The sequence below is a fragment of the Algoriphagus antarcticus genome (assembly GCF_002150685.1).
In the GTDB taxonomy this organism is placed as follows: Bacteria; Bacteroidota; Bacteroidia; order Cytophagales; family Cyclobacteriaceae; genus Algoriphagus; species Algoriphagus antarcticus.
In genome coordinates this window covers 74,309-87,854 of the sequence record NZ_MSSW01000010.1, presented here as the reverse complement: position 1 = coordinate 87,854, position 13,546 = coordinate 74,309, and the positions used below count along the sequence as shown (strand labels likewise).

Here is a 13,546-nt window from a genome sequence, read left to right as displayed (position 1 = left end):
ATGCTATTTATTAATAATGAATTCTTGCTCAAAAAGCCCTCCTCTAGTCGATGACAACTTGATTTTTCCTTTTATCTCCTCATTTCCTTCTACCTGTACTTTGAAAGTGGCCGACTTCGTTTCTCCAAGTCCTGTGTAGCCAGCATAAATCGTCTTGTCATACAACTCAGGGCTCACAATTTTAACTTTTGCTTCCTCGTACCCTTTGGTCAGTTCCTTATCAAAAATCAATGAAACCCTATCCTCTTGAACAATTTTAACCAATTTGGCCTGCTCAAGAGCCACTGGAAGTCCACCTATATTTTTCCATGAAAGTGCTATTTCAAATTCACCATCAGAGATTTTTTTGACCGTTACATTTTCAACTTTAAGTTCAGGAAGTTTTTTAGCCATTGCCAGGTTAAACTGAGCTTGCTTTTTAGCCCAATTCTCCAATTGCCATGTTGGCCCATTTTGTCCAAAAAACTTAGGATGAAATCCTCCAATCTCCACTTCACCCAGCGTAGGATGCGTCATTGGAGTCCATGATTTAAAACCATTACCCTCATTTGCTTCCTCATCCCACATCAAGGCATCGTAATCATCGTAAATACCGTCCTCATTGTAATCCTTCATTGCACCATTATTCCATAGCTCATCTCCATACCAAATAGATCCATAATAGAAGTATCCGAAATCTGGCCCATGACCGAATAGTGGAGATGGCTTCAAAGGGTCACCAGTCATTCTATCAACCTTATACCTAGTGGCATAAGTCTCATATACATCACCTGCCCACGGATACCCCGTAAAAGAGAGCCCCAATTGATCCATTTCCTTATAAATAGCCAAGTCAGAAGGATACATTCGTTCTTCTGATTTGGAAGTGGAAGGTGCTCTTAGGTGCATTGGAACGCGAGTATCCATAGAGTTTACTACAGAAATATTCGGATGAGTCAGCATCCACATGACTGTAGATTTTGATTCTATCTCACTCATTGGGAATTCGCCTGCTCCGTTTTGAGTATATCCCCGTCCAGTCAAATCACCACCGGTATCTGGCCGCCAGTTTTCAGGATAATTTCTATGAAGATCCAGCCCACCTATTCCATCTTCATTATAATCGCCATCACCATCGTTATCAATGCCCTCAGAATACATCAAATACTCACCTTTTCCAGGAAATACTCTTTTCATTAACTTTCCTGAAGGATGTTCAGGGTCAATTATGTAATCTGCTTTTTCAAGTTCCTCAGGCGTAGTTGCTTTTTTTCTAAGCTGATAAAGTATGCCATCACCATCCAAATCTTCTCCTGAATCTTCATCAAATAATCCATCTCTGTCGTTATCATGAGGTTTGACTGTGCTTCTATTAGCTTGTGCAGTAAATAGATATAAATTTGATCCATCTGGATTATTCTGAGGTCTCAAATAAATTGCCTTACTATCTATTAAGTGCGTGATCTCTGAATCCTTGCCATAATTCTCAAGCAAATGCTGTGTGAGCCACAGTAAAGATTCACTTCCGGTAATTTCTCCGGAATGTCTTCCTCCTTCAAAGTATGCGGCAGGTTTATCAGTATCCTTCCCTGTTTTCTTATTGGTAATGGTCATCTGTAAAATCGGCCTGCCTTCAAAGGACCTGGCAATTTCATAGAGGTCTACAATGTCAGGATATTGCTTAGCCCAGACTTCATACCAATGATACATGACATCTACTGTATGGTATTTGTCAAAAGTTAACTGATCAGTTGGGATGTATTCCACCTCTGGAAATTCATGTTTCTTAAAAAAGGAGGAACCATGTCGCTCTCCAGAAACCGTATGGAATTTGGCTGCAGAGTCACTTTCAGTAAAAATCTTTTGATCTCCGAAAGTCTTAACTTGAGCCATTCCCACTCCGTAGATGAGCGACAATGAAATCATTATAAGTGTTTTTTTCATGGAATTGGCGTTTATAAAGTCATCAAAAATAAAAACCACATTCCACCAATACCCAACCGCTTAAAAAAAATCGAAAAAATCGGCTTACTGCTTTTAGACTACTAACTCGATGGTTCCCATATCATCAGTTTCATTTTCAGTCACTGGATTATAATCAAGCAATTTTCTAAACACAAAATCGATCCGCGCCCTTCAAACCTTAATCCACATCGCTCAGCACTTAAAAACCACTCAATCTTCCCATAGAATTCAGTCGAAGTAAAACTTTTACTCCTTGAATTTTTGCCATTTTTTTCTGAGAAAAAAAAGAAGAGTAGCTGTCGACTAGGTCAGCGGCGTGTTTTGGGACCCTATTCAATGAAAATTGAAATTTTTGAGCAAGTTATTTTCGGTTGTAGCAAATGGGACGATGTATAAAAACAAACCGTCCAAAAATTTTTAGAAACAATATTTTGAAAAAAATTCTGGCTAGGAAACAAAAAAGTCTCGCCAAAAGCAAGACCCTTTTCAGAATATAAACCCAAATATAACTTTAGAGATTAAAAGTTTCAGTTGAAATTAAACTAAAATTTGGCAATGCACATGATCTCAAATTTTAATTCGACTTTTTACTCTATGAACAAAATATTCAATTGAACATTCATATCGAGTCCAAAGTAAGTGGATTTTACTTTTAATTACAAATTGAAAAAAAAATTTTGCTATATTTTGAACAATCTCTAATTTACAGGCACATTCATTAACAATCATCCAAAATCACTCGATAAAAATGGACAAAATTTTAGATATCGATAACATAGACTTGAAGATCATTTCGCTTCTAAATGAAGATGCTAAGACTCCCTATACTGAAATTGCCAAAAAAGTCTTTGTTTCTTCTGGTACTGTACACGTGCGAATGAAGAAACTTGAGGATATGGGTATCGTTAAAAGTGCCACACTGAACATTGATTTTTCGAAACTTGGCTATGACATATCGGCATTTTTGGGAATTTACCTGGAGAAGAGCTCACTTTATGATACAGTTATAGAAAAACTGAAGACAATTTCCGAAGTAGTTAGTGCTTACTATACGACAGGTAATTATTCGATTTTCGCCAAAATCATCTGCAGAGACACGAATCACTTGAGATTTGTCCTTGATAATATCCAGAAAGTAGAAGGAATCGACAGAACGGAAACATTGATAGTTTTAGAGGAATCGATTAACAGACCGATTCAGTTTTTCGACAAAGAGAAATAATCCAATTAAGATTAAATCTAAATAAAAGATTTTCACATCAAATCTAAATTCAAGAGTATTGAACTTTCAATACTCTTTTTTTGTAAAGACGGTATAGAATAGATGAAAAAGCGGTTTTCTATCCAACTTTTGTATGCTTGATAGAATTATCCAATGGGGTGAAACGCAATATTTTCATTATATCTTATACCTTTGCAGGTAAAATGTAATTAGTCTAAATAACTCAGCAACAATGAGCAAAGACAATCAAATTTTAGAAGAACTAACATCAAAAGAATACGAACACGGATGGTCAGTAAACTACGAAGCCGATGAGGCTCCTGTAGGCTTAACTGAAGAAACTATTCGATGGATATCAGCTAAGAAGGAAGAACCGCAATGGCTTCTTGATTGGAGATTGAAAGCGTTCAAGTCATGGCAAGCCATGTCGGAGCCGAAGTGGGCCAATGTCCATTATCCAAAAATCGATCTGCAGTCACTTAAGTATTATTCTGCACCCAAGCTAGCTAGCAAGCCCAAGAATCTGGATGAAGTAGATCCTGAATTGCTTGATATCTATAAGAGACTAGGAATCAATTTGAATGAGCAAAAGAGACTTCAAGGCATAGCTGTTGACGCAGTGCTTGATTCCGTTTCTGTAGCTACTACATTCAAAGGCACACTTTCCAAATTGGGAATCGTGTTCTGCTCTTTTAGCGAAGCCGTAAAAGAACATCCTGAATTGGTGAAGAAATATTTGGGTTCGGTAGTTCCGATGACGGACAACTACTATGCAGCGCTCAACTCTGCGGTGTTCTCAGATGGATCTTTCTGCTATATTCCAAAAGGCGTTCGTTGCCCAATGGAGCTTTCCACTTACTTCCGAATCAATGCAGCAAATACAGGTCAGTTTGAAAGAACGCTGATCATAGCTGAAGATGAATCATACGTTTCTTACCTAGAAGGATGTACTGCGCCACAACGTGATGAGAATCAGTTGCACGCAGCAGTAGTAGAAATCTACGCTGGAGCACATGCAGAAGTAAAATATTCTACTGTCCAGAACTGGTTCCCAGGAAGCAAAGAAGGAGTAGGTGGTATTTATAACTTTGTAACAAAGCGAGGTATTTGTGCTGGTGACTTCTCGAAGATTTCCTGGACACAAGTAGAAACAGGTTCTGCTGTAACTTGGAAGTACCCGTCTTGTATTCTTAAGGGAGACAATTCCATCGGAGAATTCTATTCTGTCGCGGTAACCAATCACTACCAGCAAGCAGATACAGGAACGAAAATGATTCACATTGGTAAAAACACCAAATCGAGAATTGTATCCAAAGGTATTTCCGCAGGAAAATCCCAAAACTCATACCGTGGTCAAGTACAGGTGATGAAGCGGGCAACTAACGCACGTAACTTCTCCCAATGCGATTCCTTGCTAATGGGAGATCGTTGTGGAGCACATACGTTCCCATACATCGATATCAGTAATTCTACTGCCAAAGTGGAGCATGAAGCTACTACTTCGAAGATCGGAGAAGACCAGCTTTTCTATTGCAACCAACGAGGTATTGCGACAGAAGATGCAGTTGCACTGATAGTAAATGGATACGCCAAAGAGGTATTGAATCAACTGCCAATGGAATTTGCTGTCGAAGCACAGAAATTACTAGCGCTTACGCTTGAGGGATCTGTAGGATAATTTGTGATTTGAAATTTATGATTTGAGATTATGGCAACCATCACTTGCTTCTAAGATTTAGACATCTGGCAAAAGGCGAGAAAATATTGCAAAATTATTTTTGCACTAACTCTAAAAAATGGTTGCCAAAATGATTTCAGTCTAAGAAATCAAATTAATTCATGCTCAGGTTTTACCATGGACAATATCGCTGAAGGATTTTAACGTGAGGGAAATAGAGAATTCATACAATTCTTAAGTATCGCAGAAGCTTCAGCAGGAAAGTCAAGATCTCAATTATTTAGAGCTTTTGACCGAAAATATATTTCAGAAGAAACACTTTGTGTGACCTGGGAGAAAAGTTTAGAAATCAGCAAGTCTATTTCTGGATTCATAAAGTATTTAAAAGACACTGAGATTAGAGGGGATAAGTTTAAAAGCTCAAATTTAAGTTTCCCTAATTTCAAATATCAAATGTCAAATTTAAAATTATGCTTAGTATAAAAAATTTGCACGCCTCTATCGAAGGGACTCCAATCCTAAGAGGTATCAATCTTGAAGTGAAAGCAGGAGAAGTTCATGCGATCATGGGTCCTAACGGCTCAGGTAAATCTACTCTTGCCTCAGTTTTGGCAGGAAGAGAAGAATATGAAGTAACCGAAGGTGAAGTTTCTTTCAAAGGAAAAAATCTTCTCGACCTTTCTCCGGAAGTTAGAGCGAGAGAAGGTGTTTTTCTTGCATTCCAATATCCAGTAGAGATCCCGGGAGTCAGCTCGACTAACTTCCTGAGAACTGCAGTCAATCAAGTAAGAGAATACCGTGGCGAAGAAGCTCTTGATGCGGTAAAGTTCTTGACATTGATGAAAGAGAAGATGAAACTGGTTGAGATGGATCAGAAACTTTTGAGCAGAGCTTTGAACGAAGGTTTCTCAGGCGGAGAAAAGAAAAGAAACGAGATATTCCAAATGGCGATGCTCGCTCCTACCCTTTCTATTTTGGATGAAACAGATTCAGGTTTGGACATCGATGCACTTCGCATAGTATCAAATGGCGTGAATCAGTTGAAATCAAAAGATAATGCGACCATCATTGTAACTCACTACCAGCGATTACTGGATTACATCATTCCTGATTTTGTACACGTATTGTACAATGGACAAATTGTAAAATCAGGTAGTAAAGAGCTTGCATTAGAGCTAGAAGAAAAAGGATACGACTGGATCAAAGACGAAGTCGATTCTAGAGCTACCGTTTGATTTTCATTCTAAAACATCACACATGAGTACGCTAATAAAGCAAGATATACTTGTGGAATTGTTGGCAAATGTAGGCACTGGCTTTGAACAAGTCCGCGCTGCAGGAAAGGAAGCTTTCCAAGACCAAGGATTCCCTACCAATAAATCAGAAGAATACAAATTCACCGCGATTACGAAAAAGCTCGAGCAAAGCATTCAAAATTTTGCGCCAGCAGGAGCTTTTGAAGTAACCGCCGATCAGGTGAAGGCAAATGTATTTGAAGGTTACGCTGGCGACGTTTTGGTATTTGCCAATGGACATTTTCAGCCCTCACTTTCATCTACTATCGAAGGAGTGGAAGTTGCTCTTCTTTCAGAAAAAGCTGATACAGCTATCGGAAGTATTGCCAAGCCAGGGAAAGATCCATTTTGCGCATTGAATCAAAGTTCTTTTGAAGGTGGAATTTTTATTTCTGTCCCGAAAAAGGCTCAAATTCAAATGCCGATTCTGTTGTTGAATTTCTTCAAAGCTAATGGTGGTCAGGTGATCCAACCAAGAGTCTGGATTGAAGCTGGGGACTTTGCAGAGGTGACATTTATCAATCACAGTGTAAATCTAAGCGACACTCCTTATTTTGCCAATAAAGTAATGGAATTGAAAGGTGGATTGAATACTCAGATTCGCTGTTACAATCTCCAGAATGAAGGCAAAAATGCCATCGAAGTCAGTACTACGGAAACTGATATTCAGAAAGACGGAAGATTCACTTCTGTGAACATTTCTCTTTCAGGCGAGTTGGTGAGAAATAACTTGAGCATAAATATTCTGGGAAGTAATTCTGAAGGAAACATGTACGGTTTGTATTTGCTGAATGGTAAGTCTCACGTGGATAATCATACCAACATGGATCATACCGTAGCTCATAGTGAATCCAATGAACTTTATAAAGGAATTCTGGCAGACAGTTCAAGAGGGGTTTTCAATGGGAAAATCTTTGTAAGACAAGACGCTCAGAAAACGAATGCTTTCCAGCAAAACAACAATATTCTTCTTTCGGAAGATGCGGTGGTGAATACCAAGCCACAACTTGAAATCTGGGCTGACGATGTGAAATGTTCTCACGGCTGTACTACTGGTCAGCTGGACGAAGAAGCATTATTCTATCTTCAGGCAAGAGGTATTGCAAAAGATCAAGCGAAAGGCTTATTGCTTTATGCATTCGCAGGTGAAGTATTGGATCATATTACAGATGAGAGTTTCCGTGAGTATTGCATCGCGCAGGTTCAGAGACGCTTAGGAAGTAACTTCTAACAAAATGGGACTAGACATAGAAAAAATAAAAGGCTTGTTTCCAGTACTTCACCAAGAAGTGCATGGTAAGCCTTTGGTATATTTTGACAATGCCGCTACGACGCAAAAGCCGAAGTCTGTTCTTGATGCTTTGACGAATTATTACGAAAAAGATAATTCAAATATTCACCGGGGAGCTCATGCATTAGCAGATCGAGCAACTCGTTATTTTGAAGAAACCCGTGAAGCCATCCAGCATTTTGTGAATGCTCGCGAAGCTGCAGAAGTGATTTTCACCAAAGGAACTACAGAAAGCATCAATCTGGTAGCTTCTACTTTTGGGAGAAAGTTCGTAGAAAAAGGTGACGAAATCATCATTTCTACACTGGAGCATCACTCCAATATTGTGCCTTGGCAAATGCTCTGCGAAGAAAAAGGCGCTGTTTTAAAGGTAATACCAATCAATGAGGCTGGAGAGATTATTTTTGAAGATTTCGAAAAATTGCTTTCTCCAAAAACCAAATTAGTCAGCATTGTCCACGCTTCAAATGCGCTGGGAACAATAAATCCTGTCAAAAAAATAATTGATGCTGCACATGCAGTTGGTGCAAAAGTACTTCTGGATGGAGCCCAAAGTTCCAGTCATTTGCATATAGATGTACAGGATTTGGATTGTGATTTCTTTGCTTTTTCTGCACACAAGCTTTACGGGCCCACGGGTCTGGGTATTTTATACGGAAAGAGAGAAGTGTTTGAATCTATGCCTCCTTATCAAGGTGGTGGAGAAATGATCAAAGAGGTAACGTTTGAGAAAACTACCTACAATGACATCCCATTCAAATTCGAAGCAGGTACACCGAATATTGCTGACGTAATCGCTTTTAAATCTGCAATTGATTTTATCAGCGAACTAGGCAAAGATGCGATCAGAACTCATGAAGATGAATTGCTTGCCTACGCCAATGAGCAACTGACGCAAATCAAGGGTTTTATCCCTGTCGGCACAGCCAAAGAAAAAGTAAGTGTACTTTCTTTTAACATCAATGCGATGCATCCTTATGATGTGGGAATGATGCTGGACGCGAATGGTATCGCCGTCAGAACAGGCCATCATTGCACGCAACCACTAATGAAAAGATTGGGACTAGAAGGAACTGTAAGAGCTTCATTTGCTGTTTACAATTCCAAATCAGAAATAGATAAACTGGCAGAAGGCGTAAGCCGAATTGCCCGAATAAAAAATAAATGAGCAACATTCAGGAAGTTCAAGATGAGATAGTTTCGGAATTTGAAATCCTTGGGGATGACAAAGAATCCACAATTTATTACATCATGGAATTGGGCGCAGGCCTGGAAGATTTTCCTGATAATGAAAGAATTGAGGAGAATACCATCAAAGGCTGCCAATCCAAAGTTTGGTTGATAGCTGAAGAAAAAGGTGGGAAAGTCCATTTCCAGGCTGATTCCAATACAGATATAACCAAAGGATTAATCTCACTTTTGCTGAGAGTATTGAACTATCAAAGTCCAGAACAGATTATAAATGCGAAGCTTGATTTCGTGGAGAGAATCGGAATGGGCTCAATCATCGGAAGCCAGCGATCGAATGGATTTGCTTCGATGATCAAGCAAATTAAGTTGTACGCTTTGGCTTTTCAAGCCAGGCAAAATGTCTGATAGTATGTCAACAGAAAGTAAAACGGAAACAACAGTAGGACAAGTAGAAAACCTTAAGGAAAAGGTAGTACAAGCGATTAAGTTGGTATATGATCCTGAGATTCCTGTGGATGTATATGATCTTGGTTTGATCTATGAGATCACTGTTTACCCTGTAAACAATGTCTATGTCCTGATGACATTGACGTCTCCAAACTGCCCTTCAGCAGAGTATATTCCTACAGAGGTAAAAGACAAAATCCAACAGATTCAGGGAATTAATAATGTGGAAATTGAATTGACATTTGATCCACCTTATTCTCAGGATATGATGTCAGAAGCCGCAAAACTTGAATTGGGCTTTCTCTAATTAAGAACTTTAAAACTAGTAATAATATGTATCCAGAAGAATTGATCGCTCCAATGAGAGCGGAACTTTCCAGTATAGGATTTGAAGAGTTCAGAACTGCTGAGCAAGTTGCAACGCATCTTGGTTCAGACCATAAAGGTACTACCCTTGTCGTAGTAAATTCAGTGTGTGGCTGTGCTGCAGGAGCTGCAAGACCAGGAATTACCTACGCGGTTGAAAATGCGAAAGTAAAACCCACTACTCTTGCCACCGTTTTTGCAGGCAACGATAGAGATGCTGTAGAGAAAATAAGAGAGCTCTGCCTTCCTTATCCTCCATCTTCTCCAGCTATGGCTTTATTCAAAGATGGTGAGTTGGTTCACTTCATCGAGCGCCATCATATTGAAGGCAGAAATGCAAAAATGATCGGCGACCACTTAGTGGAAGTATTCGAGCATTTCTGTGCATAAAATTAGCCCTTCGGGGCTTTTTTTATTAGAAAAAACAATCGATCAGGTGTTTACAGCATGATGTACATTGGTGACAGTGTTATAAGCTCGGGGTTGAGAATAATATATTCTGAGAAAAATCACTTTTCGCAGGATTATTATTCCATTAGACACATTCTAAAGCCAATAAACAACCTGATTTTATTATCTTAAGGCCCAATTAGTAGGTTTTTTAACATCCGCAATCCAAACAATAATTATATGTCTGAATCAGCTAAGCTTTCTTTCAAAGGACAAGACTATGAATTTCCGGTAATCACCGGTACCGAAAATGAATCTGCGATTGATATCGCAAAACTTAGAGCATCCTCGGGACTAATCACCCTTGACCCAGGATACAAAAACACTGGAGCTACGACTAGTGCAATTACATTTTTAGATGGAGAAGAGGGAATTCTTCGCTATAGAGGATATAGAATCGAAGATCTTGCGGAAAAGTCCACCTTCCTTGAGGTTTCTTATTTATTGATTTACGGTGAACTTCCTTCTCAGGCTGAGTATGAGAATTTCTCTAAAGAAATTACTCATCACACGTTGGTTCATGAGGACATCAAGAAAATTCTAGAAGGATTCCCTTCCAATGCACACCCGATGGGAGTACTTTCTTCTATGATCTGCGCTTTGACGGCTTTCTATCCAGAATCTTTGAATCCAAATAGAAGCGAAGAAGAAGTAAACCTAAGTATCATTCGTTTGATAGCCAAGATGCCGACTTTCGCTACCTGGGCTTACAAAAACGAAATGGGACATCCAGTAAACTACCCAGACAACTCCCTGGACTATTGTTCAAACTTCCTGAAAATGATGTTTGCACTTCCTGCGGAAAAGTTTGATGTAGATCCTGTGGTAGCTTCTGCCCTGGACAAACTTCTTATTCTTCATGCTGATCACGAGCAGAACTGTTCTACTTCTACAGTAAGAATAGTAGGTTCTTCTCAAGCCAGCATTTACGCGTCTATTTCTGCTGGCATCAACGCACTTTGGGGACCACTTCACGGTGGGGCAAATCAATCCGTGATCGAAATGCTAGAAGCAATCAAAGCTGATGGTGGAGATGCTAAAAAGTATTTGGACAAAGCAAAAGATAAAAACGACCCGTTCAGATTGATGGGTTTTGGACACAGAGTTTACAAAAACTTCGATCCAAGAGCGAAAATAATCAAGAAGGCAGCTGACGATGTGCTAGAGAAATTAGGCGTAAACGATCCCATATTAGATATAGCCAAAGAACTAGAACAAGCAGCGCTCAGCGATCAGTACTTCATAGATCGTCAATTGTATCCAAACGTAGATTTCTACTCTGGAATCATATACCGAGCACTTGGCATTCCTACAGATATGTTCACAGTAATGTTTGCGCTAGGAAGACTTCCGGGCTGGATAGCTCAGTGGAAAGAAATGCGTGAAAATGGTGAGCCAATAGGTCGCCCAAGACAAATATATACAGGCGCGAATGAACGCGACTATGTATCTATGAACAGACGATAATTGTAGAGCAAATTCCCCATTTTGAATAGATAACCAGCTGAATTCGGCTGGTTATTTTACTTAATAGGCCCCAATTGGCAATGGTATTAATTTTGACTTCAATATTTTAACTAAACCGACAATGATGCCTACCCAAACATTAGAAGATGCTTTTGCATTGACCAAAAAATTTACCGAAAAACCCAGCAATGAAGAATTACTCAAACTTTATGGTCTTTATAAGCAAGCGACTGAAGGAGATATCGATACAGAACGTCCCGGAGGATTCGACTTCAAAGCTGCTGCGAAGTACAATGCCTGGTTGAACTTCAAGGGAACTTCCAAAGATGATGCTGAAAGGCAATACAGCGAATTGGCAGATGAATTATCAAGGAAATATATTTAACCAAAAATGGCTTGGGTTTCCGAGCCATTTTTTTTAGAAGCCACCCCCACTATTTATAAGACTGTATTTTCCTATTTCCTCTTTCTAGCCATGCGGGATGCGATGATACTCCCTGCTATAAGCTGCTGAATATGGTACATCATCACAGGCAGCAAAACTAACCCGAACAAGGCCGGATCAGGAAAAATCACTTTGCCTATTACAACCCCTTGCACCAAGGATTTTTTCGATCCACAAAAGAGTGCTGTGACTCTATCTTCCCACCTAAAACCCAGCCCTCTACATACAATTTCAATAATCAACCATACCAAAAAGAACAAGGCAAGCATCGTTGCTCCTACTTCTAGAAGAACTGAAGCTCTGTATGGAGAAAAAACTTCTTGGGCAAAAGACTGGGCAAAAGTTGTGAACACTATGATCATAATTACTGTCTGATCTACATATTTCAAGTGTGAAATATGCTTGGAAATCTTGGGAAGCAACCAATTATGAGTCAGAATCCCAAGAACTACAGGAAGTAAAACTTTAACTGAAAGTTCACCAAGAGTAGGCAAGTAATCCATTTGAATATCAGCAGAATTAGCCAAAATCCCCATCCAAGCTGGAGTGATCACCACTCCAAGCAGACTGGAAATACTTGCGTTGAAAATTGCCCCGGGGATATTGCCACCGGCAATCGAAACCATGACCACCGAAGCACTTACTGTAGATGGCAATACGGATAAATAGGTAATACCAATTTTGAAATCCTTATCAATCCAAGTCATGGAGGATGATAACAGCATCACCAAGAGTGGGAAAAGCAAGAAGGTGGAGACTTGGATTAAAACATGCAACCTCCAGTTTGACAACCCAGACTTCAGCTCCGCTGGATTGAGCTTGACTCCATAGAAAAAAAAGACCAATCCAATTCCAACATTGATTATTGGTTTCCAAGGCACAGGCGATTGACTTGATCCTGCATAGGGAAATAGCCAAGCCAGGAAAATCGCTGCAAACAGTCCCAATAAAAAGCCGTTGATACCAACCTTGCTGAGGGTGTTGGTTAATTTACGAATCATTCGATAGTAAGTCGTTTGAAATTATCACAAAGAATAGCTGTCGCAATGGCGACGTTCAATGACTCTGCCTGACCAAATCCTGGTATAGTCACCTTATCAGTCACCACTTTTTCAAGGTCTTCTCCTATGCCATTTGACTCATTTCCCATCAGGATTACTCCTCGTCTGATTTGCTTCATTTTATGGACATTTTTACCATCTAGAAAAGCCCCATATATTGGGACCTTCCATTGGTGAAAAACTTCATTCAAATCCGCATAGAAAAAATTAACTCTGATAAATGATCCCATGCTGGACTGGATTACTTTCGGATTATAGAAATCTGCCGTTTGCGCTGAAAACACCAAGTTTTTGATCCCGTACCAATCAGCAATTCTAATTATGGTACCAAGATTGCCTGGATCACGCACATCATCTAATCCTATCACAAAATTGTCTTCTGGAAAAGCAAAAGCACGATTTGGTTTCATGTGTACCACAGCTAAGGCACTATCATTGCTTTGATATTGACCGAGGCTCTCTAGTTGGTTTTGAGTAGCTAGGATTACTTGTACATCGGAGCTATTAATCTGGGTGTTATGCCTGCTAATGAAAGACTCGGTTGCTACAAGTAGTTCTACTCTAAAATCGGAGTTAAGCACTTCTAAAACACTCTTCTCACCTTCCACAAAGAACTTTTGCTCCTGATTTCGGAATTTCTTTTGATGTAAGGATTTAATAAACTTAACTGTATTTTTGCTAAGCATTCG

General features: G+C 39.4%; 13 protein-coding genes and 1 pseudogene. 11 read left to right on the top strand and 3 right to left on the bottom strand.

Going from position 1 to position 13,546, the window contains the following annotated elements; genetic code table 11:
• Positions 1 to 3 precede the first annotated feature (3 nt).
• Positions 4 to 1,923, bottom strand: a complete 1,920-nt coding sequence (locus tag BVH04_RS06375) for a M14 family metallopeptidase (protein WP_086540638.1) — start codon at positions 1,921 to 1,923, stop codon at positions 4 to 6.
• Positions 1,924 to 2,692: 769 nt separating this feature from the next.
• Between BVH04_RS06375 and BVH04_RS06370 the strand changes: the two genes are divergently transcribed.
• The 11 genes and pseudogenes from BVH04_RS06370 to BVH04_RS06320 all read left to right on the top strand — a co-directional run bounded on the left by BVH04_RS06370 (position 2,693) and on the right by BVH04_RS06320 (position 11,736).
• A complete protein-coding gene (locus BVH04_RS06370; RefSeq protein ID WP_057935770.1) occupies positions 2,693 to 3,166 on the top strand; it encodes an Lrp/AsnC ligand binding domain-containing protein in 474 nt (157 codons plus the stop codon).
• 232 nt (positions 3,167 to 3,398) lie between these two features.
• On the top strand, positions 3,399 to 4,844 hold the full coding sequence (gene sufB / locus BVH04_RS06365) for a Fe-S cluster assembly protein SufB (RefSeq protein ID WP_086540637.1): 1,446 nt from the start codon (positions 3,399 to 3,401) through the stop codon (positions 4,842 to 4,844).
• A gap of 63 nt (positions 4,845 to 4,907) precedes the next feature.
• Positions 4,908 to 5,327, top strand: a pseudogene (locus tag BVH04_RS25735) (four helix bundle protein).
• On the top strand, positions 5,315 to 6,079 hold the full coding sequence (gene sufC / locus BVH04_RS06355; protein WP_086540636.1) for a Fe-S cluster assembly ATPase SufC: 765 nt from the start codon (positions 5,315 to 5,317) through the stop codon (positions 6,077 to 6,079). The pseudogene BVH04_RS25735 and the gene sufC overlap by 13 nt, the downstream one beginning before the upstream one ends.
• A gap of 22 nt (positions 6,080 to 6,101) precedes the next feature.
• Positions 6,102 to 7,370 (top strand): Fe-S cluster assembly protein SufD, encoded by a 1,269-nt coding sequence (sufD, locus tag BVH04_RS06350; protein ID WP_086540635.1) that lies wholly within the window; start codon positions 6,102 to 6,104, stop codon positions 7,368 to 7,370.
• Between the two features lie 4 nt (positions 7,371 to 7,374).
• Complete coding sequence (locus BVH04_RS06345; protein WP_086540634.1) at positions 7,375 to 8,598, top strand: cysteine desulfurase; 1,224 nt, start codon at positions 7,375 to 7,377, stop codon at positions 8,596 to 8,598.
• Positions 8,595 to 9,026, top strand: a complete 432-nt coding sequence (locus tag BVH04_RS06340) for a SufE family protein (RefSeq protein ID WP_086540633.1) — start codon at positions 8,595 to 8,597, stop codon at positions 9,024 to 9,026. The genes BVH04_RS06345 and BVH04_RS06340 overlap by 4 nt, the downstream gene beginning before the upstream one ends.
• Positions 9,027 to 9,030: 4 nt before the next feature.
• Positions 9,031 to 9,375 carry an iron-sulfur cluster assembly protein gene (locus BVH04_RS06335; protein WP_086540709.1) on the top strand — a complete coding sequence of 115 codons (345 nt, stop codon included), beginning with the start codon at positions 9,031 to 9,033 and terminating at the stop codon, positions 9,373 to 9,375.
• Between the two features lie 26 nt (positions 9,376 to 9,401).
• A complete protein-coding gene (locus BVH04_RS06330) occupies positions 9,402 to 9,824 on the top strand; it encodes a BrxA/BrxB family bacilliredoxin (RefSeq protein WP_086540632.1) in 423 nt (140 codons plus the stop codon).
• A 240-nt stretch (positions 9,825 to 10,064) separates the two neighbouring features.
• The gene (locus BVH04_RS06325; protein ID WP_086540631.1) at positions 10,065 to 11,351 is read left to right on the top strand and encodes a citrate synthase; all 1,287 of its coding nucleotides are present in this window, start codon (positions 10,065 to 10,067) and stop codon (positions 11,349 to 11,351) included.
• Between the two features lie 124 nt (positions 11,352 to 11,475).
• Positions 11,476 to 11,736, top strand: coding sequence for an acyl-CoA-binding protein (locus BVH04_RS06320; RefSeq protein ID WP_086540708.1), 261 nt, complete (start codon positions 11,476 to 11,478; stop codon positions 11,734 to 11,736).
• Positions 11,737 to 11,807: 71 nt separating this feature from the next.
• Here the strand turns inward: BVH04_RS06320 and BVH04_RS06315 are convergent, their stop codons facing one another.
• Both BVH04_RS06315 and BVH04_RS06310 read right to left on the bottom strand, forming a co-directional pair.
• The gene (locus BVH04_RS06315) at positions 11,808 to 12,797 is read right to left on the bottom strand and encodes a bile acid:sodium symporter family protein (protein WP_086540630.1); all 990 of its coding nucleotides are present in this window, start codon (positions 12,795 to 12,797) and stop codon (positions 11,808 to 11,810) included.
• Entirely contained in the window at positions 12,794 to 13,543 is a 750-nt protein-coding gene (locus tag BVH04_RS06310; RefSeq protein WP_086540629.1) for a TrmH family RNA methyltransferase, read from the bottom strand. Before BVH04_RS06310 ends, BVH04_RS06315 begins: the two co-directional genes overlap by 4 nt.
• Between the last annotated feature and the right edge of the window lie 3 nt (positions 13,544 to 13,546).

Bases quoted from the DNA above. Each gene is read 5' to 3' on its own strand.
- BVH04_RS06340 (WP_086540633.1), top strand. From the start codon at position 8,595: ATGAGCAACATTCAGGAAGTTCAAGATGAGATAGTTTCGGAATTTGAA.
- BVH04_RS06370 (WP_057935770.1), top strand. From the start codon at position 2,693: ATGGACAAAATTTTAGATATCGATAACATAGACTTGAAGATCATTTCG.
- BVH04_RS06375 (WP_086540638.1), bottom strand. From the start codon at position 1,923: ATGAAAAAAACACTTATAATGATTTCATTGTCGCTCATCTACGGAGTG.
- BVH04_RS06330 (WP_086540632.1), top strand. From the start codon at position 9,402: ATGTATCCAGAAGAATTGATCGCTCCAATGAGAGCGGAACTTTCCAGT.
- BVH04_RS06310 (WP_086540629.1), bottom strand. From the start codon at position 13,543: ATGCTTAGCAAAAATACAGTTAAGTTTATTAAATCCTTACATCAAAAG.
- BVH04_RS06345 (WP_086540634.1), top strand. From the start codon at position 7,375: ATGGGACTAGACATAGAAAAAATAAAAGGCTTGTTTCCAGTACTTCAC.
- BVH04_RS06315 (WP_086540630.1), bottom strand. From the start codon at position 12,797: ATGATTCGTAAATTAACCAACACCCTCAGCAAGGTTGGTATCAACGGC.
- sufD (WP_086540635.1), top strand. From the start codon at position 6,102: ATGAGTACGCTAATAAAGCAAGATATACTTGTGGAATTGTTGGCAAAT.
- BVH04_RS06335 (WP_086540709.1), top strand. From the start codon at position 9,031: ATGTCAACAGAAAGTAAAACGGAAACAACAGTAGGACAAGTAGAAAAC.
- sufC (WP_086540636.1), top strand. From the start codon at position 5,315: ATGCTTAGTATAAAAAATTTGCACGCCTCTATCGAAGGGACTCCAATC.
- sufB (WP_086540637.1), top strand. From the start codon at position 3,399: ATGAGCAAAGACAATCAAATTTTAGAAGAACTAACATCAAAAGAATAC.
- BVH04_RS06320 (WP_086540708.1), top strand. From the start codon at position 11,476: ATGCCTACCCAAACATTAGAAGATGCTTTTGCATTGACCAAAAAATTT.
- BVH04_RS06325 (WP_086540631.1), top strand. From the start codon at position 10,065: ATGTCTGAATCAGCTAAGCTTTCTTTCAAAGGACAAGACTATGAATTT.